Origin of the sequence: Actinoallomurus liliacearum, assembly GCF_039542035.1 — a bacterium.
In the GTDB taxonomy this organism is placed as follows: Bacteria; Actinomycetota; Actinomycetes; order Streptosporangiales; family Streptosporangiaceae; genus Actinoallomurus; species Actinoallomurus liliacearum.
On record NZ_BAABHJ010000001.1, the window covers coordinates 368,807 to 391,294 of the forward strand.

A 22,488-nucleotide genomic window follows, 5' to 3' on the forward strand; every position below is an offset into this window, starting at 1 on the left:
TCTCACACGACGCGGCGGGCCCGCCGTGGATCGGCGGGCCCCGTCCCCGGTTCAGAACGCCTTGCCGAGGTCCCGTGCTTGGGCGAGCGCCGCACGGCGGGCGCCGTCCGCGTCGGCCGTGACGAGGTTCGGCCGGAACCGCACCGCCTCGATGTCGGTGATCCCGGCCCACCGCAGCCAGTCCTCGAAGAAGGTCTGCTGGAAGTCCGCGCCGAACGCCGGGCCGCGCCCGTCGCCGTACACGGCGCTGGTGTAGACGACCGCCGCCTTCTTGCCGCGCAGGAGGCCGCTGTACCCCTCCTCCGGGTCGAACCCGAAGACCATGCCGGGCTGGGAGACGACGTCGATGAACTGCTTCAGTACGTACGGCACGCCGGCGTTCCACATCGGGACGCTGAAGAGGTACCGGTCGTAGGAGTCGAACCGCTCGAAGGTCTCCCTCGCGGCACGCCAGGCGGCGGCCTCCTCTCCGGTCGGCTCCTCGCCCGCGAAGACCGCCATCTTCGCGGCCGCGGCCGGTGGCCCGAACGCCGGGAGGGTGCCATCCCACAGGTCGAAGGTGTCGACGACACGCCCGGGATCGGCGTCCCGGTAGGCGTCCAGGAAGGCGTGTGCGAGTTTCAGCGACTCGGAACGATCCCCGCGCGGAGACGCGGAGATGTGCAGGAGACGGCTCATCGGTGCCACCCTTTCCATATCCGGACCATGGTCCGATTCCTCTTCGGAGAACGTACCGGACTGTGGTCCGGTACGGCAAGCGGTACGGTCGGATCATGGGCCGAGTGACCGTGCGGCGGCGGATCTCGCACATCGACGAACGCGGACGCCGGACGAGACCGGACACCCTCGTCGTCGAGGAACCCCTCGAGATCCGCCTGGCCGGGCGCCCGCTGTCGGTCACCATGCGGACGCCGGGGAACGACTTCGACCTGGTGACCGGCTTCCTGTACGCCGAAGGCGTCATTCGGGCGCCGGAGGACGTCGCCGCGATGCGCTACTGCGCCGACACCGACACGTTCAACGTCGTCGACGTCGCGCTCGCCGCGGAGGTCGGCCCGCCGGAGGTCTCGGTGGAGCGCTCCTTCTACACGACGAGCGCGTGCGGGGTCTGCGGGAAGACGAGCATCGACGCCCTCCGGCAGCGGGCGCGCTACGACCTCCGGTCCGACACGACCGTCCTCGACCCGGAGGTCCTGGCCGCCCTGCCGGACACGCTCCGCGAGGCGCAGCGGGTCTTCGAGCGGACCGGCGGGCTGCACGCCGCCGGGCTGTTCGACGCGAACGGCACGCTCGTCGCGCTCCGCGAGGACGTCGGACGGCACAACGCGGTCGACAAGGTGGTCGGCCGAGCGCTGAAGGACGGGCGGCTCCCGCTCACCGGTCACGTGCTCCTGGTCAGCGGCCGCGCGTCGTTCGAGCTCACGCAGAAGGCCATGCTGGCGGGCATCCCGGCGCTCGCGGCCGTGTCCGCGCCGTCCTCGCTCGCGGCCGAACTCGCCGAGGAGGCCGGCATGACGCTCATCGGCTTCCTCCGCGGGTCCTCGATGAACGTCTACACGGGGGCCGAGCGGATCAAGGACTGACCGCAGTCCTACGGTAGGCGTCATGTCGGACGACACGCGCACCCGCCGGGTCCACGGCGACGGCGTCGAACTGGCGGTGTACGAGCGCGGCTCCGGGCCGACGGTGCTGCTCGTGCACGGTTACCCGGACACCCACGCGGTATGGGACGCGGTCGCCGCCCGTCTGGCGGACCGCTTCCACGTCGTGGCGTACGACGTGCGGGGCGCGGGCGCGTCCTCGCGTCCGTCGCGGCGGGAGGCGTACGGGTTCCAGCACCTGGTGGCCGACATGCGCGCCGTGCTCGACGCCGTCTCCCCCGACGCGCCGGTGCACCTGGTGGGCCACGACTGGGGCTCCATCCAGTCATGGGAGGCGGTCCGGGAGATGCCCGGCCGGTTCGCCTCGTTCACCTCCATCTCCGGGCCCTGCCTGGCGCACGCCTCGCACTGGTTCCGGACGCGCCCGCGACGGCCGTCCGGCGTGCCGGCCGTCGCGCGGCAGTTGGCGCGGTCGTGGTACCTCGCCGCCTTCCAGGTGCCGGTCGTTCCGGAACTCGTCTGGAGGCGCGGGCTGGCCGGCCGGTGGGGCCGGCGCCTGGAGCGGCTCGAAGGCGTGCCGGCCGGCGACGGGCACCCCGCGCCGACGCTCCTCCAGGACGCCGTGGCCGGGCTGAACCTCTACCGGGCGAACATGCTCGGCGGGACCCGCAGCGCGCGCCGGACCGGCGTCTCCCCGAAGGTGACCGTGCCGACGCAGGTCATCGTGCCGACGAAGGACACGTACGCCACCGCGGCGCTGGCGGCCGAGGCGCCGCGCCCGTTCACCGGGCACCTGCGCGTACGGCCCGTCGCCACGTCGCACTGGGGGCTCCTCACCCGGCCGGAGGAGTTCGCGCGGCTCATCGCCGAGCACGCCGAGCAGGCCTCCGCCGCCTGACGTCGCGCACGCGAGCTCGGGAGGCGCCGGCGCGGTGTGCGCCGTGAACCGGTGGTACCCGAGCCGAGCGCTCCGGGCACCCGGCGCGCGGTCCAGGGGTGCTAGACGAACGCGGGAGGAGGCGGCTGGGCGCCGACGGCCTCCCGGGCGGCCGCGGCGAGCCGGGAGACGGCGTCGCGCAGCACCTCCGGCGGGAGCACGTAGGGCAGGCGGAGGTGGTCGTCCAGAACGCCGTCCACGCCGAAGGCCGTCCCCGGCACGGCGTGCAGGCCGTAGCGGGCCGCCGCCGTCGCGAGCGCCGTGCTCGACGTCCCCGGCAGCCGGGCCCACAGTGACAGGCCGCCCGGCGGGACGGTGAACGTCCAGTCGGGGCACTCGCGGCGCAGGGCCTCGACGAGGACCCCGCGGCGCTCCCGCAGCATCGCGCGCCGCTCGTCGGCCACCGCGTCGATGCGGCCGAGCAACCGGGCCACGATGAGCTGCTCGAGCACCGGGCTGGCCAGGTCGACGGTGTCGCGGGCCTCGGCCAGCCTGCGGACGAGCGCCTGCGTCGCCCGGATCCAGCCGATGCGCAGGCCGCCCCACAGCACCTTGGACGCCGACCCGATGCTGATCACGCGTCCGTCGGTGTCGTGGGCGGCCAGCGGACGCGGCCGCGCGACGTCGTCCACGGCGAGCTCGGCGAAGGTCTCGTCGCCGACGACGTACGCTCCGGTGGCCCGTGCGGCCGAGACGAGCGCGGCGCGGACCCGATCGTCCATCAGCAGGCCGGTGGGGTTCTGGAAGTCCGGGATGAGGTACGCCAGCCGGGCGGCGGACTGCCGCAGGCCGCTCGTGATGAGTTCGGGATCCCAGCCGGCGTTGACGCCCGCGGGCACCAGGCGCGCTCCCGCGCGGCGCAGCGCGTCGAGGGCGTGCGGGTAGGTCGGCGACTCGACGAGCACGGAGTCCCCGGGCCGGACGAGCGCCTGGAGCACGAGGCACAGCCCGTGCTGGGCCCCGGTCGTGACCAGGATCTGCTCCGGCAGCGTCGGCACGCCGCGCGCGGTGTAGCGGGCGGCGACGGCCTCGCGAAGCGGCGCCAGTCCGAGCGGCTCGTAGCCGGGGCCGCAGGCGTAGGGCGGGAGCGCGGCCACGGCGGCGGCGACGTCGTCCTCGAAACCACGGGGAGCGGACGGCGTGACGCAGGCCAGGTCGATGAGCGAGCGGTCCTCGGCGAGCCTTTGCCGGGCCGCCTTCGGGCTGCCGGCGGGCAGTGCGGTCCAGCTGCCCGCCCCCTGCCGGCTCTGGACGTATCCCTCGGCGCGCAGGGCGTCGTACGCGGAGGTCACCGTCGTCCGGCTCACTCCCAGCGCGGCCGCGAGATCGCGCTCGGCGGGCAGCCGCGTGCGCAGCGGCAGCCGGCCGTCGAGGACCAGGGCCCGCATGCTCCGGGCCACCACCGCGTACCGGGGCCGGCCCTCCGGCGCGCCGCCGAGCAGCCGGGCGAGGCTCGTGGCATTGATCACCCGCGACGTCATATGGCCACTTTTCCTGATTGGCCATTAATCTGCAAGCCACTTCCATGGGTGAATGAGCCACGTCCGAGAGCCGGGCACCGATCCGTCGGTGTTCCTGCTGGAAGAAGTCGCACGTGAGCGGAGAAGACCGGTGATGGTCCGCCGATTGGCCCAGTTGTACGTTGGATTGGCCCTCTACGGGCTGGGGATCGCCCTGCAGGTGGCCTCCGGGCTCGGCAACGACCCATGGGACACCCTCCACCAGGGGCTCGCCCGCCAGACCGGCCTGTCGATCGGCACGTGGATCATCATCGCCGCCGTGGCCGTGATGGCCCTGTGGATCCCGCTCCGCCAGCGGCCCGGCATCGGAACGATCAGCAACGCCGTCCTCGTCGGCGCGTTCGCCGACCTCTTCCTCTGGGCGCTCCCCCACCCCGGGACGGTCGTCGCACAGTGGGCATACCTGGTCGCGGCGATCCTCATCGGCGGGTTCGCCACCGGGTGCTACATCGGGGCCGGGCTGGGACCGGGACCGCGGGACGGCCTGACCACCGGCCTGGCGGCCCGCGGCCACTCCATCCGCGTCGTCCGCACCGGCATCGAGCTGACGGTGCTAGTCGTCGGCTGGCTGCTGGGCGGCACCGTGGGCATCGGCACGCTGCTCTACGCGGTCGCGATCGGCCCGCTCACGCACGTCTTCATCCCGAGGCTGGAGATCAAGAAGGCGCCGCGCGAGGAGACGCGCCGCGCGGCGGCGCGGCAGCGGCCGGAGGGCGAGGGCAGGGCCCCCGTCCCGGCCGCCGCGGTGCCCGCCGAATGCGGCGACGCACGCTAGGCGTGTCCTAGGCGCCCGCCGTCCCGGTCGGCCCGGTGCCGGCCGGGCCGGTCCCGGAGCCCGGATCGAGCCGGTGACCGACCTGTTCGGCCGCCCGGCGCGCCGCCGACAGCGGCGTCGCGACGTCCTCCAGGGAGGCACGCTCCGCCCGGACGCCGTAGACCGCCTCGACCACTCCGGCGACGAGCATGATCCCCGCCGCGATCAGGTAGGCGACGAACAGCCGTCCGGGGTCCGGGTGGTCCTTGTCGCCGATCAGCGACCCGAAGATCGTCGGGCCGAGGGCGCCGAACACCTGGGCGATCGCGAAGAACAGCGCGATCGCCTGGGCGCGAAGCTCCAGCGGAAAGATCTCGCTGACGGTCAGGTAGCCGGAACTGGCCGCCGCCGAGGCGATGAAGAAGATCACCGACCAGAGGATCGTCTGGGTCAGGGCGGACAGCTCGCCGAGCTTGAACAGGTAGCCGCTGACCGCGAGCAACGTGCCGGACAGCAGGTAGGTCCCGGAGATCATCCGCTTGCGGCCGATCGTGTCGAACAGCGGCCCCAGGAGCAGCGGACCGAGCAGGTTCCCGGCCGCGAAGGCGAAGAAGTACTTCGGCACGTCGTGGTCGGCCACCCCGTAAAAGTGGCTCAGCACCAGGCCGTACGTGAAGAAGATCGCGTTGTAGAGGAACGACTGACTGATCATCAGCGTGGCGCCGAGCAGCGACCGCGACGGATACTCCCGGAAGAGCGTGCGCCCGACGGTCAGGAACGACACGGACTCGTGCGGGTGGACGTCGAGGTACCGGCTCTCGTCGACGGGCGGCAGCCGGTGACCGGACGCCTCCACCTCGCGTTCGATGTACGCGACCGTCTCCTCCGCCTCCTCGGCGCGCCCGTGCATGAGCTGCCAGCGGGGGCTCTCCGGCAGCGTTCTGCGCAGCGTCCAGATCGCCACGCCGATCACCGGGCCGATCAAGAAGCCGATCCGCCAGCCGAGGTTCTGGGGCAGCAGGTGCGGGTTCAGCAGGACGTACTCGCCCAGGGACGCGAGGATCGCGCCGAACCAGTAGGTGCCGCTGACGGCCAGGTCGACCCGGCCCCGGTACCGGGCGGGGATCAGCTCGTCGATCGCCGAGTGGATCGCGGCGTACTCCCCCCCGATGCCCATCCCGGCGATGAACCGGAACAGCAGGAAGATCCCGTAGTTGAACGACAGGGCGGTCAGGGCGTTGGCCGCCAGGTACAGCCCGAGCGTGGCGATGAACAGCTTGCGGCGGCCGAGCCGGTCGGACAGCCGGCCGAAGATCAGCGCGCCCGCGACCTCGCCGAGCAGGTAGACCGTCGCGGCGAAGCCGACGGCCCGGGAGCTCAGCCCGAGCGTGCCGTGATGCTGCAGGACCGGCCCCACGATGCTGGCGATCTGGATCTCCAGCCCGTCCAGCACCCAGGCGACACCGAGCGCGACGATCATCCGGGTGTGGAACCGCGACCAGGGAAGCCGGTCGATCCGGGCGGGTACCAGGCTGCGAACGACGTCCGGCGGAGACGCCGGGTCATCGGTCTCGTGCATGTCATCTCCTTGGTCCACGCGCCCTCGCGAGGGACAGGGGAGACGTAACCGAGTGACCGGGCGGTAAACAACGATGTCATGCGTCCTGCGGTCACACCGGACTCGTGCCGCGCTACGGTACGACGGAAAATTCGAGACGGGAGGGGGCGGCGTTGCCCGCGCGAATCGAGGACTACGCACTCATCGGCGACCTGTTCAGTTGCGCGCTCGTGGGGTTGGACGGCTCCATCGACTGGCTGTGCCTGCCCCGGTTCGACTCCCCCGCCTGCTTCGCCGGGCTGCTCGGCACGCCCGACAACGGCCGCTGGCAGATCGCCCCGGTCTCCGGCGGCCGGGCGACCCGGCGCCGCTACCGCGGCGACACGCTGATCCTGGAGACCGAGTGGGACACCCCGGAGGGCACCGTCCGGGTCATCGACTTCATGCCGGAACGCGGCGAGGCGGCCGACGTCGTCCGCATCATCGAGGGCGTGTCCGGCCGGGTGCCCATGCGCCTCGACCTGCGGCTCCGCTTCGACTACGGCCGGGTCGTCCCCTGGATGCGCCGAATCGGCGACCACCTCACCGCCACCGCCGGGCCCGACTCGGTCTGGCTGCGCAGCCCGATCGAACTGGAGGGCCGCGACTTCGCCCACCGCGCGACCTTCGTGGTGTGCGAGGGCGACTCGCTGCCGTTCGTCTGCACCTGGCACCCCTCCCACCTGCCCGCCCCGCGTGACGTCGACCCGTACGAGGCCCTCGACGGCACCGAGCGGTTCTGGACCGAGTGGGCGCGGCACTGCACCTACGACGGCCGGTACCGCGACGCGGTCGTCCGCTCGCTGGCCACGCTGAAGGCCCTGACCTACGAGCCGACCGGCGGCATCGTCGCCGCCGCGACCACCTCGCTGCCCGAGGACGTCGGCGGCGTGCGCAACTGGGACTACCGCTTCTGCTGGCTGCGCGACGCGACGATGACGCTGGAGGCCCTGCTGCGCAGCGGCTACCGCGACGAGGCCAAGGCCTGGCGGTCCTGGCTGATGCACGCCGTGGCCGGCACCCCCGAGGATCTGCAGATCATGTACGGCGTCGCGGGCGAGCGCCGCCTGGAGGAGTACGAACTGCCGTGGCTGCCGGGGTATGAGGACTCCCGTCCGGTCCGTGTCGGCAACTCCGCGTCCAAGCAGTTGCAGCTCGACGTCTTCGGCGAGGTCGCCGACTCGCTGTTCCTCGCGCTGAACACCGGCATCCAGCCCGAGCGGCACGCCTGGTCGCTGCAGCGCGCGCTGACGGGCTTCCTCGAGGAGCACTGGGGCGACCCGGACGAGGGGCTGTGGGAGATCCGCGGTCCCCGCCGGCACTTCGTCCACTCGAAGGTCATGACGTGGGTGGCGGTCGACCGCGCCGTTCGCATGATCGAGACGTTCGACCGGCAGGGTCCCCTCGATCAGTGGCGGGCGCTGCGCGACGAGATCCACCGTGAGGTGTGCGCCAAGGGGTTCGACTCCGACCGGGGGACGTTCACCCAGTCGTACGGGTCCAAGGAGCTCGACGCCGCACTGCTGCTCATCCCCCGCGTCGGCTTCCTGCCTCCCGACGACCCGCGCGTCGTCGGCACGGTCGAGGCGATCCAGCGGGAGCTCACCGTGGACGGCTTCGTCCAGCGGTACGAGACGAACGATCGGGAGGAGGGGGTCGACGGCCTGCCGGGCCGCGAGGGCGCGTTCCTCGCCTGCAGCTTCTGGCTGGCCGGCGCGCTCCAGCAGATCGGCCGCGTCGACGAGGCCCGCGAGCTGTTCGAGCGGCTGCTGGACCTGCGCAACGACGTCGGCCTGCTGGCCGAGGAGTACGACCCGCGGCTGCGCCGCCAGGTCGGCAACTTCCCGCAGGCGTTCAGCCACGTGCCCCTCGTCCTCACCGCCTACGACCTGGAAGGCCACGACGGCGTCCGCCGCGCAACGGCACGCGCCTGAGGCCGTCGCGAGCCACTGCTGCTGAGCGTGCGAAACGCTCGGTCATCGCCGTTCGGCCGGGCGATTCCTGCTCGATATCGCGGCCTTCAGGGTCCCCTTCACCGAGCATTCCGCCCGCCGGCTACAGCGGCGGAGTGTGGGTCAGGGGAGGGTGTCGAGGAAGTGCATGAAGTCGGCGGGGAGCACCAGGCGGCCGCCGATCGTGCGGGACTCCAGGAGGGTGAGGGTGCCGTTCCGGATCCAGAACAGCTCCGGGGTGAGTGAGCCGGGGCCCTCGTCGTAGGCGTTCCTGGCGAAGGCGTGCAGGCGCTCAGCCGTGATCATCGCGGTGTTCTTGCGGATGGCGCAGGCGGCGATCGCGCTCCGGGTGGGAGCGACGGCCAGCGCGCCGTACGGTCCCGGGTCGAGGTAGGAGTCCAGCCACAGCAGGTGCGTCGCGGCGTAGAACGTCTGTCCCTCCAGCACGCGGATGCCGGTGTCGTCGATGACGTCGCACTCCAGCGGGCCATCGGCGCGGACGCCCTCGCGGCCGACGGCGAACAGCTCGTCGGCCGTCACCGGCCACGTCATGGCGTCGTCGGTGACGATCGTGCGCACGGTCGTGGGGGTGTCGGCGACGATCGCCTCGATGAGCCCGGGCGCGAACGGCCGGCAGATGAGGCGTCCGGTGCGGGCCTCGGCCGGGTAGACGCGGGCCCGCAGGAGGCCGCGCACCAGCGCGAAGTCGCGCAGGTCGAGCGGCTCCTCGATGGCGGTGATGATGGTGCCGACGTGGTCGGCGACCAGTGCGGGCCAGTCGTCGCGCGGCACCTGGCGGGCCAGTTGGCGCAGGTTGCGCATGCCGATGTGGAGACGCTGCGGGCCGTCGAGGAGCATCGCGTCGTTCTGGACGGGACGGCAGCCGTACCCGTGGCTCTCGGCCACCAGCACGACGAGCGAGTCGAGGGCCCGGTCGTCTCCACCGGCCGGGGCGGGCCGGTGGTCGCGGCGTTCGTACGTCGTCATGGTGTCTCCCCCGCGAAGGCGCCCGGAGGTCCGGACCGCCGTCCCCGGGCGTCCGGCACGCCCGGATGAAGTACGAGCGCGTCCGCGTCGAGCAGGACCGGAGCGCCCAGCCGGATGGTGAGCTGGCGGGGGCCGTGCCCGACCGGCACCCCCGCGAGGATCGGCACGCCGAGCGGGCCGAGACGGTCGGCGAACACCGCGTCGAGGTCACCGCAGCCGGTCCAGGTGCCGAGCACGATGCCCGCGACGCCGTCGAACCAGCCCGCCTGGCGCAGTTGGGTGAGCATGCGGTCGACGCGGTAGGGCGCCTCGCCGACGTCCTCGAGGAAGGCGATGCGGCCGGCGGCCGGCTCCGGGGCGTACGGCGTGCCGAGCAGGGAGGTCAGGAGAGCGAGGTTGCCGCCGGTCAGGGAGCCGGTCGCGCGGCCCGGGCGCAGCGCGTGCGTGCCGGTGACGGGCCCTCCCCGGTCGAACAGGGCGGCTCGCAGGTGGTCGACCGCCTCCGGCTCGCCGTCGGCGATGAGGGAGGCGATCATCGGCCCGAACGAAGTGGTCACCCCGAGTCGTCGTCCGAACGCGACGTGCAGGGCGGTGATGTCGCTGGACCCGTGCAGGGGCTTCGGTTTCGCGCGGCCGAGCGCGGTCCAGTCGAGATGGTCGAGGACCCGCGCGGCGCCGTACCCGCCGCGGGCGCACAGGACCGCCGCGATCTCCGGGTCGCACCAGGCCGCCTGCAGGTCGGCCGCGCGGTCGGCGTCGGTGCCGGCGAGGTGGGGCAGGGTCGCGGCGATGTCGAGGGCGTGCCGCCCGAACGTCACCTCGAGGCCGAGGCTCCGCAGCACCGTGGCACCGCGCTCGAGACGGTCGGGGTCGACCGGCCCGCTGGGGGCGATGACGGCGACTCGATCCCCGGCGTGCAGTGACGATGGCTGACCGCCCCCGGGGTCGCGCATCCGCCCCTCCTTGTTATGTACTGCGTCAGAGCATGGCACCAACAACCCCCGCAGCGGAAGAGGTCAGGTGTCGCGTGACCAAGACGCCGGTGTCAGCTCACCCCTGACACCCTGCGGTCAGAACGTCCCCGATCGGCTCGCGCATCACGCGGCACGCCGATCATACGGTGTTTGCCGTTCCTTAACGATCCGAAACCCCTCGGTCACGCGGTGGCCCGCCTGGGCTCGGCTCCGGCGACTTCGCGGGACAGGCCCTAGTGTGGCCGGCGAGCTGTTCGGACTCGAACGAGGAGTGTGTCATGACACGGACGGCCGTGGTGACCGGCGGCGGGACCGGTATCGGCCGGGCGATCGCGGAGGCGCTGATCGCCCAGAACGTCGACGTGACCATCACCGGGCGCCGGAAGGAGGTGCTCGAGGAGACCGCCGCCACGATCGGGGCGCGGGCCGTGGCGTTCGACGCCGCCGATCCGGTCGCGGTCGAGGAGGCGCTCCCGGCGCTGCCCGAGCGGGTCGACGTGCTGGTCAACAACGCCGGCGGCAACGCCACGCGCCGCCTTTCCCCGCCGGCCGACGGCGACCTGGCGGGCCTGCGCGAACTGTGGCTCGCGCAGTACGACCAGAACGTCGTCAGCGCGGTAATGGTGACGACGGCGTTGACGCCGCGCCTGGCCGCGAACGGCAGGGTCGTCCTGGTCGGCTCGATCGCGGGCGTGCGCGGCGGCGGCGCGCGCGGCAACGGGTCGTACGGCGCCGCCAAGGCGGCGGTGCACAACCTGGCCGCCGACCTCGGAGCGCGGCTCGGCCCGCGGGGCATCACCGTGAACACCGTGTCGCCCGGCCTCGTCGAGGACACCGAGTTCTTCAACGGCACGCTGTCGGAGGAGCGGCGCGCGCGGTCGGGCTCCGAGACGTTCACCGGGCGGGTCGCCACGCCCGCCGAGGTCGCGGCGACCGTGGCCTTCCTGGCGTCCCCGGCGGCCGGGCACATCACCGGTCAGGTGATCCACGTCAACGGAGGCGCGTTCCCGGGACGCTGACCTGCTCGGCCGTCCGACGCGGCGATGATGCATCATCGGTGGATGCGATTCTCCGGGCGTTCGGTGGTGGTGACCGGCGCCGGCGCCGGGATCGGGCGGGCGATCGCCCTGCGGTTCGGGGCGGAGGGCGCTCAGGTCGTCGTCGCCGACCTGGACGCCGCGAGCGCCGAGCGTACGGCGGGTGAGATCCCCGGCGCCCGCGCGGTCGCCGTCGACGTGACCGACGGCGCCGGTGTCCGGGCGGCGCTGGCGGACCTGCCCGTCGACGTCCTGGTGAACAACGCCGGCGGCGCGGTCGACGCCGCGTTCGAGGAACTGCCCGAGGAGGCCTGGGATCGGGACGTCGACCTGTGCCTGAAGGGAACCTTCCTGTGCACCCAGGCCGTCCTGCCGGCGATGCTGCGGCGGGGCGGGGGCGTCATCGTGAACGTGGCCTCGGTGAACGGCATCACCCATCTCGGGAACGAGGCCTACAGCGCGGCCAAGGCGGGCGTCCTCAGCCTCACGCGCAGCGTCGCGGTGCGCTACGGCCCGGCCGGGATCCGCTGCAACGCCGTCGCGCCGGGCACGATCCGCACCAGCGCGTGGGACGAGCGCGAGAGCCACCGCCCGGGCGTCCTGGACCGCGTCGCCGGCTGGTATCCGCTGCGCCGCGTCGGCACTCCGGACGACGTCGCCGCCGCGGTGGCCTTCCTGGCCTCCGACGAGGCCGCGTGGATCAGCGGGACGACGCTGCCCGTGGACGGCGGGCTGCTGGCGGGCAACCAGCGCATGACCGACGACATCGTGGGCGACTGAGCCGCCGGTGCCCTGATCGCGGCACGGGGTGACCCGGGCCGTCGTCCCACCGGCCCTGGTCCGGTCCCGGGCACGGCGGCGTTCCACAATCGAAGGGAGAGCCCGCACGCGGGCGGCGTGGGCCACGGGCCCGCGGCCGCTCGCCGGGCCGAGGAGGCGGGCTCCGAACTCGAACCCGGGGGAACGCGATGGAACACCCGGACCGGCCGATGACCCGGCGGGACGCCCTCCGCGCCGGACTGACCGTCGCGGCGCTCGCGCCGGCGCCCGCCGCCCTCGCGCGCCCGTGGAGCGGCCTGACGCCGGAGCAGCAGGCCGGGCAGCGTGTGATCTTCTCCTACTCCGGCTCCGCCGTGCCGCCCGCGCTGCTGGCGCAGATCGAGGCCGGGACCGCGGCGGGCGTCATCTTCTTCGCGGACAACGTCACGAGCCTGGACCAGATCACCGCGGCGACCCGCCGGCTGGAGGCCGCGCGGAAGGCGGGTCCGGTACCGGCTCCGCTGTTGCTGATGACCGACCAGGAGGGCGGCAGGATACGACGGCTCCCGGGCGGCCCCGTCAGCTCGCAGAAGGAGATCGGCCAGGCATCCGATCCCACCGCGGCGGCGGCCCGGGCCGGCACGGAGGCCGGGCGGCTGCTCGCGGGCGTCGGAATGAACGTCAACCTCGCGCCGGTCCTCGACGTCCATCGGGCGGAAGGCGACTTCGCCGATCGGCTGGGCCGCTCGTACAGCACGGATCCGGCCGTCTGCGGCCGGCTGGGCGCCGCCTTCGTCACGGCGCAGCAGCGGGCCGGGGTCGCGGCGACCGTCAAGCACTTCCCGGGGCTCGGTGCGGCCGGGCCGGACGAGAACACCGACCTGCGGCCCGTCACGTTGCGGGTCCCCCGGTCGGTCCTGCGGACCGTCGACGAACCCCCGTACGCTCCGGCGATCGCGGCCGGTGTGCGGCTCGTGATGCCGTCCTGGGCGGTCTATCCGGCGCTGGACCCGGCACGGCCCGCGGGCCTGTCCCCGGTCGTCCTCGGGTCGCTCCGCGACCGGCTCGGGTTCCGGGGCGTGACCGTGAGCGACGCGATCAACGCCGGGGGGCTGGAGGCCTTCGGCACGTACGCGGAGCGGGCGGTCGCGGCCGCGCGGGCCGGGATGGACCTCATCCTCGTCTGCTCCCAGCGGGTCGCCGACGGGCAGGCGGTCGTCTCCGGCCTGGCCGGCGCCCTGCGGAGCGGACGGCTGGACCGGCGCGCCTTCGACGCCGCACGGGCCCGGGTCTCCGATCTTCGCCACAGGTCCGGCTGAATTCCCGCGTTTGGCTCTTCGCGCCTGCGGCAAAATCCAGTTTTCTGGCACTAACATCCGATGTGTCCGTCAACCGGTCGTGGGCACGGCCGACGCATCCGGGGAGAGGCCCCATGAGTGGCGATCAGGGCGAAGTCGACCTGACGAGAGTGGCAGACTTATGGGACCCATGCGCACGACGTCCCCCCACATCCTGGTGGTCAATGGCACCAAGGTCCGCCGCCCGGTCTTCCTCCTGGGCGCACCCCACTCGGGAACGGACCTCCTCGCCCGCGCGCTCAGGCGCTCGGGCGCGTTCCACGTCACGATGGGACGCCCCGGCGTGGTCCGCACGGTGTACGCCTTCGCCCGGCGACCCTCGATCGCCAATGAGCAGGGGCAGGGCGCGGCGCGCGTCCTGCGCGACGCGTACGCGCACACCTGGCAGGTGACGCGCGAGGGCTGCGGCGAGTGCCCGGCGGACTGCCGCGGACTGGGCCGGATCGGGGCCGACGGCACCTGCGCGGACCCGCGCGGCGTCCAGCGGTTCGCCGACGCCACCCCGGACCTGATCTACAGCACGGACGTGATCCTGGACGCCTTCCCGGACGCGCAGCTCATCCAGATCATCCGGGACGGCCGGGACGTCGTCGCCGGAATGCTCACCGACGAGCGCTGCCTGGCGTGGTTCCGGCCCGGGTTCGCCAACCTGGACGAGGTCTTCCCGAACCCCTTCTTCGGGGTCGAGGACGTCACCGAGCGCGCCCGCTGGCCGCAGGCCGGCGTCGCGGTCAAGTGCGCGCTGCGCTGGCGGGGGGCGATCCGGCTCAGTGCCCGGCTCCGGGCGCAGACGCCCGAGGAGCAGCTGCTCACGATCCGGTACGAGGAACTCGTGGCCCGGCCCCGCGAGGTCGTCTCCGCCCTGTCCGACTACCTCGGCCAGCGGGTCTCCCGCACCGCGCTGTACGGCCTCCACGACGGAGGCGTCGGCCGGTGGCAGGAGGGGCTGACGCCCAAGCAGGTCATCCAGGTGGAGAAGATCGCCGGGGCCGAGCTGACCCGTCTCGGCTACCGGCTCAGCGACCGGGGATAGCCGTCGGCGGGCTCCCGCGTTCGGCGTACCGCCAGCCGATCGCCAGTCCGGCCGCGCCGCACCCGACGAGGAGAGCGGTGATCCGCCGCATCCCGCGCCTGTTCTTCACCATCGCGCTCACTCCGCAGTGACGATTCGCCGCCTGCTCCCACACTGTCCCGAGCGCGCGACGGCGGCGTTGCGATGAGAATGCGCTCAGGTGAAACCCCGCGGACGGTCCGCGGTGTCGGCCCGCGCCGAACGGGCGCCGGCGCGCCGGTGCCCCAGGACGCCGGCGTCCCAGGGCGCCGGCCCGGAACGCCGGAGCGGGCTCAGTCCTCGTTGTCGTCGTCCGGGGCGTCGGTGGGCCCGCGCAGGACGGCGTCGTGCGATCGGTCAAAGTCCTCGCCGGATCCCTGCACGCAGCGCACGGCGACGCCGTGGCCGGGTTCGCGGACGGTGGCGCATCCGTTCGCCGGCAGCGGGGGCGGCCGCCGGCCCCCTCTGCGAGGCTCCGGGACGTCGCGGACGACCCCCGCCCTGATCCCCGCGATCGACGGCCGGTGGTGCCGGCCCTCGCGGAGCGGCCGGTGGTGGGCGGACCCGGCCCGGGCGGTCTGATGATGGGAGACGTTCACGTCCCGGTCCACCGGCTCGACTCTCTGGCGGCAGCCGGTCATCGCCAGCGCGGCTCCTAAGACCGCGCCCACCATGGCGTGCGAACGTCTCATCTCGTCTCCCCCGATCCGCGTCCCACTCAGGGACTGAAGTAGTGCTGCATCCGGGTGACCCGGCCCCGGCCGTCGAACCACAGCTCGAACATGTGCGACCGGTCCACCAGCGGATGGAGCCGCGCCTGCAGCTTGGCGAGCAGCGCGCGGAACTCCTCCGGAGTGAGCCGGACTCCGCGTACCCAGTCGGTGACGCCGTCGTTGGCGATCGGGGCGGACGCCCGGATCACCGCTCCGGGCGCCAGCCGCAGCGGGACGTAACGCCCAACGTCCGCCGGGCGCACCGTCTCCGGCCCGCCGGGCTGGACCTTGCGGGCCGGCGCGAACAGCACGACCTCCGCCGTCGGGCCGGCCATGACCAGGCCGAAGACACGAGAGCGGTCGGCGTACGGCGCGCCCGGGTCCGGACCCGCAGACGGAGCGTCGGGGCCCGGCGGGTCGGTCCGCTCACCGGTCCCCGCGCCGGTCAGCAGCAGAGCCCCGGCGCAGGCGATCAACGCGACGACGGTCACCCAGTGTGCCCGCTTGGTATACGGAAAGCTCACGCCGAGGATCTACCCTCGTCGTCACCGGCTCATTCCTGTGCGCTGACCGAGCGCCGACAAATCACCACAAAAACAAAAAGCCGATTCCACCCCGCTGCCCGAAACGGAACCGACCGCCGGCGTCATGACCGGTCGGCGCCCTGCTCACCAGAGGTGTTCTCCGAATCCCGCGAGCGGGCGTCCGATGCCGGGCGTTCGAGCTCTTCGGCGGCGATACGGCCGACCTCGCGGAACAGCTCGCTGCTCGGCCAGATCTCACGCGGCGGCGGGATATGGGTACGGGCGCGGTCACCCGGCATCGCCATCGACCGTTCCCTTCACTCGTGGACGAATGCTCGCTGAGTCCGTCTACCCGCGAACGGCCGTTGTACGCGGGACGGGCCGCCTCCCGGCTGCCGGCGCGGTGCCCAAGAGGTCCGCGCCGGTCGCCGCGAGCGGCTCAGTGCACCGCGTCGGGCACTTCCTGCCGGGCGAACTGCGTGTGGTACAGCTCGCTGTACAGCCCGCCCCCGGCGAGCAGCTCGTCATGCCGGCCCCGTTCGGCCACGCGACCGTCCTCGATCACGAGGATCTGGTCGGCCTCGCGGATCGTCGACAGCCGGTGGGCGATGACGATCGACGTGCGGCCGGCCAGGGCGGTGCGCAGCGCCCGCTGCACCGCGGCCTCGGACTCGGAGTCCAGGTGGGCGGTGGCCTCGTCGAGCACCACGACCGAGGGGGCCTTCAGCAGCAGCCGGGCGATGGCCAGGCGCTGCTTCTCCCCGCCGGACAGCCGGTAGCCCCGGTCTCCGACGACGGTGTCGAGGCCGTCGGGCATGCTCTCGACGAGCTCCCAGATCTGCGCGGCCCGGAGCGCCTCGGCCAGTTCCTCGTCGGTGGCGTCGGGCCGGGCGTACGCGAGGTTGGCGCGGATCGAGTCGTGGAACAGATGCGCGTCCTGGGTGACCACGCCGACCGTGCCGCGCAGCGACTCGAGGGTCGTGTCCCGTACGTCCTGGCCGCCGATGCGGACGACGCCCTCCGTCACGTCGTACAGGCGGGACACGAGCTGGGTGATGGTCGTCTTACCGGCGCCGGAGGGCCCGACCAGTGCGGTCATCGTCCCCGGAGCGGCGCGGAAGCTCACTCCGTGCAGCACCTCGCGGCTCGGCGCGGTGTCGGTCCGCGCGATCGACTCCAGGGAGGCCAGCGAGACCTCGGCGGCCGCCGGGTAGCTGAAGACCACGTCGTCGAACTCGATCGCCGGCGCGTCGTCCGCCACGAGCAGGTCCAGATCGTCCGCGGACCCGGCGGACGCGGCGGGGTCGTCCGGGCGAGGGGAGGCGGAGAAGCGCTCCGGCAGGGGCCGGGCGTCGGGCTTCTCGTCGATCATCGGCTTGAGGTCGAGCACCTCGAAGACGCGGTCGAAGCTGACCAGTGCGGTCATCACGTCGACGTGCACGTTGGACAGCGCGGTCAGCGGACCGTACATGCGGGTGAGCAGCGTCGCCAGGGCGACGAGCGTGCCGAGCTGGAAGCTGCCGTCGACGACGAGCGAACCGCCGACCCCGTACACCATGGCGGTCGCCAGCGAGGCCACCAGCGTCAGGGCGGTGAAGAAGACCCGGCCGTACATCGCGGACGTCACCCCGATGTCGCGCACCCGCCGGGCCCGGTCGGCGAAGCCCGCCGACTCCTCCTCGGGCCGGCCGTACAGCTTGGCGAGCATCGCGCCGGCGACGTTGAACCGCTCGGTCATGAGCGAGCTCATCTCCGCGTCGAGCTGCATCTGCTCCCGGCTGATCTTCTGCAGCCGCCGGCCCACCCATTTGGCGGGGAAGATGAAGATCGGTAGCAGCACCAGGGCGATCAGCGTGACCTGCCAGGACAGCACGAGCATCGTGACCAGCACGAGGATCAGGCTGATCACGTTCGAGACGACGGAGGACAACGTGGTGGTCAGGGCGCGCTGCGCGCCGATGACGTCGCTGTTCAGGCGGCTGACCAGCGAACCGGTCTGGGCGCGCATGAAGAAGGCGACCGGCATGCGCTGTACGTGGTCGAACACCTGGGTGCGCAGGTCGTAGATCAGCCCCTCGCCGATGCGCGCGGAGTACCACCGCTGGCCGAGGCCGATGAGCGCCTCCACCAGGGCGAGGCCCGCGACGGCGGAGGCCAGTGTGATCACGACCCCGGTCCGGTGCGGCACGATCCCGTGATCGATGATGGTCTTCAGCAGCAGCGGGTTGGCCACGACGATGACGGCGGCCACGGCGTTCAGCGCCAGGAAGAGCACGAGCTCCCGGATGTACGGGCGGGCGTAGCCGGCGATGCGGCGCACCGTCCCGGCCTTGAGCCGTTCCTTGACGACCGACCTGTCGCGGCGGAACGACGCCATCATCATCCAGCCGTTGTCCGGCATCCCCACGGCGGTCCCTCCCGAGGATTCGCGACGTAATCATGTAAGCGCGTCGGCAAGAACGTACCGGATCGTTGGTTGATTCCCCCGGGTTTCCGGTTCGTCGCTCGCCTCCATCCCAGCCTGCGCCATGCACACGGATCCCCGCCATCCGCCGTCCGGCCGAACCGGACCCCGGACCCGCGACCTAGTCCCCCTTCCAAGGACTTGTGCCGGAAGTCGATCTTGCGTGGAATGTCACAAGCCCCGACAACCCCCCAACGGAGCCTTCATGCGACAACGCACGCTCGGCGTGGTCCTGGCGATCACCACGATCACCGCCGCGCCCGCCATCTCCGCACGCCCCGCCGACGCCGCCCCCACCCCCCACGTCACGGTGTCCGGTGGGGAGACCCAGCCGGTCTTCTCCCGCGCCGACGCCATCACCCAGACGGTGAACATCGAGGTCCCGGTCGACAGCGACCACGACGGCGTCCGGGACCGGGTGCAGATGCGGATCATGCGCCCCAAGGAGACCGACCAGGGCCTCAAGGTCCCGACCATCGTCGAGCCGAGCCCGTACTGGGCCGGCGGCAATGACGTGCCCAACCACGACGTCGACATCGACGGCCTGAGCGCCCGCGGGCTGCGGCAGAACCGGTCGGCCGACGTCCTCGCCGGCGCCTTCCCCGGTTACTACGACAACTACTTCCTGCCGCGCGGCTACGCCGTCGCCGACCTCGACAGCCTGGGCACCGGCGGCTCGACCGGCTGCCCGACCTCGGGCGCGCGCAACGAACAGGCCGGGGCCCGCGCCGCCGTCGACTGGCTGACCGGCCGCGCGCGCGGCTGGGCCCCCGACGGCACCCCGGTCAAGGCGACCTGGTCGACCGGGAACGTCGGCATGATCGGTCAGTCCTACGACGGGACGCTGCCGAACATGGCGGCCGCCACCGGTGTGCCGGGGCTCAAGGCGATCGTGCCGATCGCCGGGATCTCCTCCTGGTATGACTACTACCGCGCCAACGGCGGCGTGCTCGCGCCCGGCGGCTTCCAGGGCGAGGACCTCGACGTCCTGGCCAAGTACGTCTACACGCGCGCGGACCGGGAGATCTGCAAGCAGGTCATCGCCGACATCGAGGCGAGGCAGGACCGCGACACCGGCGACTACAGCCGGTTCTGGGACGAGCGGAACTACGTCCAGGACGCACGGAAGGTGCGCGCCGCCGTGTTCGTCGTGCACGGCCTGAACGACTGGAACGTCAAGACCAAGCAGTCGGTGCAGTGGTGGAACGCGCTGGCGCGCGCCGGCGTCCCCCGGAAGCTGTGGCTGCACCAGGCGAACCACAACACGCCGTTCCGCTGGCGGATCGAGGAATGGCTGCGGCAGACGCACCACTGGTTCGACCACTGGCTGTACGGGATCGACAACGGCATCATGCAGGAGCCGCGCGTCGACATCGAGCGGGCGCCCGGGCAGTGGGAGCAGCACGCGGACTGGCCGGAGCCCGGCACGCGCACCGTCGACCTGCACCTGAACACCTCCGGTGACCTGGCCGCGAAGCCGCAGCGCGGCGCGGCGCAGTCGATGGTCGACGCGGGCCGCACCCGGACGGCCGAGCAACTCGCGGCCGACCCGACGACGCCGGATCCGAACCGTTTGGTCTACCTGACCCCGCAACTCGCCAAGCCGGTGCGGGTCGGCGGCACGCCGCGCATCTCGCTGCGTGCCTCCCTCGACGGCCGCTCGCCGTACCTCACCGCGCTGCTGGTCGACTACGGCACCGACACCCGGCCGACCGGTGTGGTCGCGAGCACGGGCGAACAGGTCTGCTACGGCGAGGGCGTCCCCGGCGACGACGGCTGCACCACCCGGACCGCGCACGTCACCGAGACCAAGCCGTTCAAGATCGTGACGCGTGGCTGGCTGGACGCCCGCAACCGGCACGACCCGGCCCGTACCGAGCCGCTCAAGGCCGGGAAGACGTACGACTTCACCTGGGACTTCCAGCCGAACGACTACGTCTTCAAGGCGGGCCACCGGCTGGGCGTCGTGGTGCTGTCCACCGACTACGACTACACGCTGCGCTATCCGGCCGGAACGCGGCTGACAGTGCGGCCCGGGGTGAGCACCCTGCACCTGCCGGTCGCCCCGCGCTGAGACGACGATGGGCGGGCGGCGTGACGCCGCCCGCCCATCCTGAGCTTCGCTCAGGCGCCGAGGTTGAAGGTGTCCGGGTCCGGGCCGGTGCGCTCGTCCCGGTTCAGGCCCGCGATGGCGGCCAGGTCGTCGTCGCTCAGCTCGAAGTCGAAGACGTCGATGTTCTCCCTGATGCGGGACGGCGTGACCGACTTGGGGATCACCACGTTGCCGATCTGGACGTGCCAGCGCAGGACGACCTGCGCCGGGGTCTTGCCGTGCGCGGACGCGATCCGGGTGACCGTGTCGTCCTTGAGCAGCCCGCCGCCCTGGGCGAGCGGGCTCCACGCCTCCGTGGCGATGCCGTGCTCGGCGTGGAACGCCCGCAGGTCCGCCTGCTGGAGGTACGGGTGCAGCTCGATCTGGTTGAGCGCGGGGACGACGTCGGTCTCCTCGAACAGCCGCCGCAGGTGCGGGATCTGGAAGTTCGAGACGCCGATCGCCTTGGCCCGGCCCTCCTTGTAGACCTTCTCGAACGCCTTCCAGGTCTCCACGTAGGCGTCCTTGGCCGGCAGCGGCCAGTGGATGAGGTAGAGGTCGACGTGGTCGAGCCCGAGCTTGTCGAGGCTCAGGTCGAACGCCCGCAGCGCGGCGTCGTACCCCTGGTCGCCGTTCCACAGCTTCGTGGTCACGAACAGCTGGTCGCGGGGCACGTCGGCGTCGGCGATGGCCTTGCCGACGCCCTCCTCGTTCTCGTAGGCCGCCGCGGTGTCGATGCTGCGGTAGCCCGCCTCGATTGCGGTGCCGACCGCGGGGGCCGCCTCCTCGTCGGGAACCTGCCAGACACCGAACCCCAGCTGCGGCATGGCGGCACTGGTGTTCAGCGTGATCGTCGGGACGCTTGACACAAGGGTCCTTCCATTGTCGTCGAAGTAATCGCCTCCCGGCAGCGTACGGACCCGGCCGGAACTCCCCTCCAGCCGGGTCCGTTTTGCCGCCGGGGGGGGCGGACCATCACGTATTGCCCTCTGTGTCCGTCCCTATTCCTCGGTCCCGGATGACGACGAGGTCGTGCCGGGCCTCCGGCCCGGCGGACCGTTCGGCGCCCTCGACGACGAAGCCCGCGTCGGCGATCATGCGCAGGTCGTCGTCGCCGGCCTGGCCCTCGCTCGTGAGGTAGTCGCCGAGGAAGATCGAGTTCACGACGTGCAGCGCGAGCGGCTGCAGGCCGCGCAGGTGGATCTCCCGTCCGCCGGCCAGCCGCACCTCCACGTCCGGGAAGACCAGCCGGAACAGCGCGAGGACGCGCAGGCAGCGCAGCGGCGTCAGCTCCCACCTCCCCGCGAGCGGTGTCCCCTCGAACGGGATGAGGAAGTTCACCGGGACCGAGTCCGGGTTCAGCTCGCGCAGCGCGAACGCGACGTCGATGACGTCCTCGTCGCCCTCCCCCATGCCGAAGATCGCTCCCGAGCACGGCGACAGCCCGGCGGCCGCCGCCTCGTTGACCGTGTCGACCCGGTCCTGGAAACCGTGGGTCGTGCAGATGTCGCCGTAGCGTTCGGCGCTGGTGTTGAGGTTGTGGTTGTAGGCGAACGCACCCGCCTCGCGCAGCTGCTCGGCCTGGCCGGGCTTCAGCAGGCCGAGGCACACGCAGACCTCGACGTCGCGCGCGGCGATCTCCCGGACGGCCGCGCCGACCCGGTCGATGTCCCGCTGTGCGGGGCCCCGGCCGCTGGCGACCAGGCAGACCCGGCGGGCGCCGCGCGCGACCGCCTGATCGGCGGCGCGGACCATCTCCTCGGTGTCCTGCCAGGAGTACTTCAGGATGTCGGCGTCGGACCCCTTGCGCTGCGAGCAGTAGAAGCAGTCCTCCGGGCACAGGCCGCTCTTCATGTTGACCAGGTAGTTGAGCTTCACCCGGTTCCCGAAGAAGGCCCGCCGCACCCGTCCGACTGCCGCGATCAGTTCGAGCGTGCCCTCGTCAGAGACGGCGAGCACCGTACGGGCCTCATCCCGGGTCAGCGCCTCCCGGCGCATCGCCTTGGCCACGATCGGATCCACGAGATCGTCCATGGGGCGAGTCTGCCGTGTGCCGGTCGACGCGCGGAGGAGCCACCGGCACAACAGGGCGGACCGTGGCTTGTAGGCGCGATCTACTTGACGCGAGCGCGCTCCGGAGCGACCCGTGCCCGCCGGCGGCCGCGGAC

20 protein-coding genes are annotated in these 22,488 nt (G+C 72.4%); 9 read left to right on the plus strand and 11 right to left on the minus strand.

What is annotated here, in order from left to right; translation table 11 throughout:
• Positions 1–51: 51 nt before the first annotated feature.
• Entirely contained in the window at positions 52–678 is a 627-nt protein-coding gene (locus ABD978_RS01740) for an FMN-dependent NADH-azoreductase (RefSeq protein WP_345347051.1), read from the minus strand.
• A gap of 95 nt (positions 679–773) precedes the next feature.
• Here ABD978_RS01740 and fdhD point away from each other — a divergent pair, with 95 nt between their 5' ends.
• Both fdhD and ABD978_RS01750 read left to right on the plus strand, forming a co-directional pair.
• Entirely contained in the window at positions 774–1,583 is an 810-nt protein-coding gene (fdhD, locus tag ABD978_RS01745; RefSeq protein ID WP_345347054.1) for a formate dehydrogenase accessory sulfurtransferase FdhD, read from the plus strand.
• Positions 1,584–1,605: 22 nt separating this feature from the next.
• Positions 1,606–2,499, plus strand: coding sequence for an alpha/beta fold hydrolase (locus ABD978_RS01750; protein WP_345347057.1), 894 nt, complete (start codon positions 1,606–1,608; stop codon positions 2,497–2,499).
• Between the two features lie 101 nt (positions 2,500–2,600).
• Here ABD978_RS01750 and yczR read toward each other — a convergent pair whose 3' ends face one another.
• Entirely contained in the window at positions 2,601–4,019 is a 1,419-nt protein-coding gene (gene yczR, locus ABD978_RS01755; protein WP_425550658.1) for a MocR-like transcription factor YczR, read from the minus strand.
• A 52-nt stretch (positions 4,020–4,071) separates the two neighbouring features.
• Between yczR and yczE the strand changes: the two genes are divergently transcribed.
• On the plus strand, positions 4,072–4,833 hold the full coding sequence (gene yczE / locus ABD978_RS01760) for a membrane protein YczE (protein ID WP_425550659.1): 762 nt from the start codon (positions 4,072–4,074) through the stop codon (positions 4,831–4,833).
• A gap of 7 nt (positions 4,834–4,840) precedes the next feature.
• Here yczE and ABD978_RS01765 read toward each other — a convergent pair whose 3' ends face one another.
• The gene (locus tag ABD978_RS01765; protein WP_345347062.1) at positions 4,841–6,391 is read right to left on the minus strand and encodes an MFS transporter; all 1,551 of its coding nucleotides are present in this window, start codon (positions 6,389–6,391) and stop codon (positions 4,841–4,843) included.
• Between the two features lie 152 nt (positions 6,392–6,543).
• On the opposite strand from ABD978_RS01765, the gene ABD978_RS01770 reads away from it, so the two are divergent.
• A complete protein-coding gene (locus ABD978_RS01770; protein WP_345347064.1) occupies positions 6,544–8,343 on the plus strand; it encodes a glycoside hydrolase family 15 protein in 1,800 nt (599 codons plus the stop codon).
• 141 nt (positions 8,344–8,484) lie between these two features.
• Here ABD978_RS01770 and ABD978_RS01775 read toward each other — a convergent pair whose 3' ends face one another.
• Together ABD978_RS01775 and ABD978_RS01780 are read right to left on the minus strand one after the other, a co-directional pair.
• The gene (locus tag ABD978_RS01775) at positions 8,485–9,348 is read right to left on the minus strand and encodes a hypothetical protein (RefSeq protein WP_345347066.1); all 864 of its coding nucleotides are present in this window, start codon (positions 9,346–9,348) and stop codon (positions 8,485–8,487) included.
• The gene (locus ABD978_RS01780; protein ID WP_345347068.1) at positions 9,345–10,301 is read right to left on the minus strand and encodes a S66 peptidase family protein; all 957 of its coding nucleotides are present in this window, start codon (positions 10,299–10,301) and stop codon (positions 9,345–9,347) included. The genes ABD978_RS01775 and ABD978_RS01780 overlap by 4 nt, the downstream gene beginning before the upstream one ends.
• A 299-nt stretch (positions 10,302–10,600) precedes the next feature.
• Between ABD978_RS01780 and ABD978_RS01785 the strand changes: the two genes are divergently transcribed.
• The 4 genes from ABD978_RS01785 to ABD978_RS01800 all read left to right on the plus strand — a co-directional run bounded on the left by ABD978_RS01785 (position 10,601) and on the right by ABD978_RS01800 (position 14,509).
• Complete coding sequence (locus ABD978_RS01785; RefSeq protein WP_345347071.1) at positions 10,601–11,341, plus strand: SDR family NAD(P)-dependent oxidoreductase; 741 nt, start codon at positions 10,601–10,603, stop codon at positions 11,339–11,341.
• Between the two features lie 42 nt (positions 11,342–11,383).
• Entirely contained in the window at positions 11,384–12,139 is a 756-nt protein-coding gene (locus tag ABD978_RS01790; RefSeq protein ID WP_345347074.1) for an SDR family NAD(P)-dependent oxidoreductase, read from the plus strand.
• Between the two features lie 188 nt (positions 12,140–12,327).
• Complete coding sequence (locus ABD978_RS01795) at positions 12,328–13,437, plus strand: glycoside hydrolase family 3 N-terminal domain-containing protein (protein WP_345347077.1); 1,110 nt, start codon at positions 12,328–12,330, stop codon at positions 13,435–13,437.
• Between the two features lie 169 nt (positions 13,438–13,606).
• Positions 13,607–14,509, plus strand: a complete 903-nt coding sequence (locus ABD978_RS01800; protein ID WP_345347080.1) for a sulfotransferase family protein — start codon at positions 13,607–13,609, stop codon at positions 14,507–14,509.
• Positions 14,510–14,820: 311 nt separating this feature from the next.
• Here the strand turns inward: ABD978_RS01800 and ABD978_RS01805 are convergent, their stop codons facing one another.
• The 4 genes from ABD978_RS01805 to ABD978_RS01820 form a co-directional block, all read right to left on the minus strand.
• Positions 14,821–15,219 carry a hypothetical protein gene (locus ABD978_RS01805; RefSeq protein WP_345347083.1) on the minus strand — a complete coding sequence of 133 codons (399 nt, stop codon included), beginning with the start codon at positions 15,217–15,219 and terminating at the stop codon, positions 14,821–14,823.
• 26 nt (positions 15,220–15,245) lie between these two features.
• Positions 15,246–15,764 carry a hypothetical protein gene (locus tag ABD978_RS01810; RefSeq protein ID WP_345347086.1) on the minus strand — a complete coding sequence of 173 codons (519 nt, stop codon included), beginning with the start codon at positions 15,762–15,764 and terminating at the stop codon, positions 15,246–15,248.
• Between the two features lie 122 nt (positions 15,765–15,886).
• Positions 15,887–16,069 carry a hypothetical protein gene (locus tag ABD978_RS01815; protein WP_345347089.1) on the minus strand — a complete coding sequence of 61 codons (183 nt, stop codon included), beginning with the start codon at positions 16,067–16,069 and terminating at the stop codon, positions 15,887–15,889.
• Between the two features lie 134 nt (positions 16,070–16,203).
• Positions 16,204–18,165: an ABC transporter ATP-binding protein gene (locus ABD978_RS01820; protein WP_345347443.1), complete on the minus strand. Its 1,962-nt coding sequence runs from the start codon at positions 18,163–18,165 to the stop codon at positions 16,204–16,206.
• Positions 18,166–18,433: 268 nt separating this feature from the next.
• Here ABD978_RS01820 and ABD978_RS01825 point away from each other — a divergent pair, with 268 nt between their 5' ends.
• The gene (locus tag ABD978_RS01825; protein ID WP_345347092.1) at positions 18,434–20,302 is read left to right on the plus strand and encodes a Xaa-Pro dipeptidyl-peptidase; all 1,869 of its coding nucleotides are present in this window, start codon (positions 18,434–18,436) and stop codon (positions 20,300–20,302) included.
• A gap of 50 nt (positions 20,303–20,352) precedes the next feature.
• On the opposite strand, the gene ABD978_RS01830 is transcribed toward ABD978_RS01825, so the two are convergent.
• Both ABD978_RS01830 and bioB read right to left on the minus strand, forming a co-directional pair.
• Positions 20,353–21,147 (minus strand): aldo/keto reductase, encoded by a 795-nt coding sequence (locus ABD978_RS01830; protein WP_345347446.1) that lies wholly within the window; start codon positions 21,145–21,147, stop codon positions 20,353–20,355.
• A gap of 148 nt (positions 21,148–21,295) precedes the next feature.
• Positions 21,296–22,354 (minus strand): biotin synthase BioB, encoded by a 1,059-nt coding sequence (gene bioB / locus ABD978_RS01835; protein ID WP_345347095.1) that lies wholly within the window; start codon positions 22,352–22,354, stop codon positions 21,296–21,298.
• Between the last annotated feature and the right edge of the window lie 134 nt (positions 22,355–22,488).

What these genes read in the sequence shown, in the direction of transcription:
- ABD978_RS01740 (WP_345347051.1), bottom strand. Translation starts at nt 678, where the DNA reads ATGAGCCGTCTCCTGCACATCTCCGCGTCTCCGCGCGGGGATCGTTCC.
- fdhD (WP_345347054.1), top strand. Translation starts at nt 774, where the DNA reads ATGGGCCGAGTGACCGTGCGGCGGCGGATCTCGCACATCGACGAACGC.
- ABD978_RS01750 (WP_345347057.1), top strand. Translation starts at nt 1,606, where the DNA reads ATGTCGGACGACACGCGCACCCGCCGGGTCCACGGCGACGGCGTCGAA.
- yczR (WP_425550658.1), bottom strand. Translation starts at nt 4,019, where the DNA reads ATGACGTCGCGGGTGATCAATGCCACGAGCCTCGCCCGGCTGCTCGGC.
- yczE (WP_425550659.1), top strand. Translation starts at nt 4,072, where the DNA reads ATGAGCCACGTCCGAGAGCCGGGCACCGATCCGTCGGTGTTCCTGCTG.
- ABD978_RS01765 (WP_345347062.1), bottom strand. Translation starts at nt 6,391, where the DNA reads ATGCACGAGACCGATGACCCGGCGTCTCCGCCGGACGTCGTTCGCAGC.
- ABD978_RS01775 (WP_345347066.1), bottom strand. Translation starts at nt 9,348, where the DNA reads ATGACGACGTACGAACGCCGCGACCACCGGCCCGCCCCGGCCGGTGGA.
- ABD978_RS01780 (WP_345347068.1), bottom strand. Translation starts at nt 10,301, where the DNA reads ATGCGCGACCCCGGGGGCGGTCAGCCATCGTCACTGCACGCCGGGGAT.
- ABD978_RS01785 (WP_345347071.1), top strand. Translation starts at nt 10,601, where the DNA reads ATGACACGGACGGCCGTGGTGACCGGCGGCGGGACCGGTATCGGCCGG.
- ABD978_RS01790 (WP_345347074.1), top strand. Translation starts at nt 11,384, where the DNA reads ATGCGATTCTCCGGGCGTTCGGTGGTGGTGACCGGCGCCGGCGCCGGG.
- ABD978_RS01795 (WP_345347077.1), top strand. Translation starts at nt 12,328, where the DNA reads ATGGAACACCCGGACCGGCCGATGACCCGGCGGGACGCCCTCCGCGCC.
- ABD978_RS01800 (WP_345347080.1), top strand. Translation starts at nt 13,607, where the DNA reads ATGCGCACGACGTCCCCCCACATCCTGGTGGTCAATGGCACCAAGGTC.
- ABD978_RS01805 (WP_345347083.1), bottom strand. Translation starts at nt 15,219, where the DNA reads ATGAGACGTTCGCACGCCATGGTGGGCGCGGTCTTAGGAGCCGCGCTG.
- ABD978_RS01815 (WP_345347089.1), bottom strand. Translation starts at nt 16,069, where the DNA reads ATGGCGATGCCGGGTGACCGCGCCCGTACCCATATCCCGCCGCCGCGT.
- ABD978_RS01820 (WP_345347443.1), bottom strand. Translation starts at nt 18,165, where the DNA reads ATGCCGGACAACGGCTGGATGATGATGGCGTCGTTCCGCCGCGACAGG.
- ABD978_RS01825 (WP_345347092.1), top strand. Translation starts at nt 18,434, where the DNA reads ATGCGACAACGCACGCTCGGCGTGGTCCTGGCGATCACCACGATCACC.
- ABD978_RS01830 (WP_345347446.1), bottom strand. Translation starts at nt 21,147, where the DNA reads ATGCCGCAGCTGGGGTTCGGTGTCTGGCAGGTTCCCGACGAGGAGGCG.
- bioB (WP_345347095.1), bottom strand. Translation starts at nt 22,354, where the DNA reads ATGGACGATCTCGTGGATCCGATCGTGGCCAAGGCGATGCGCCGGGAG.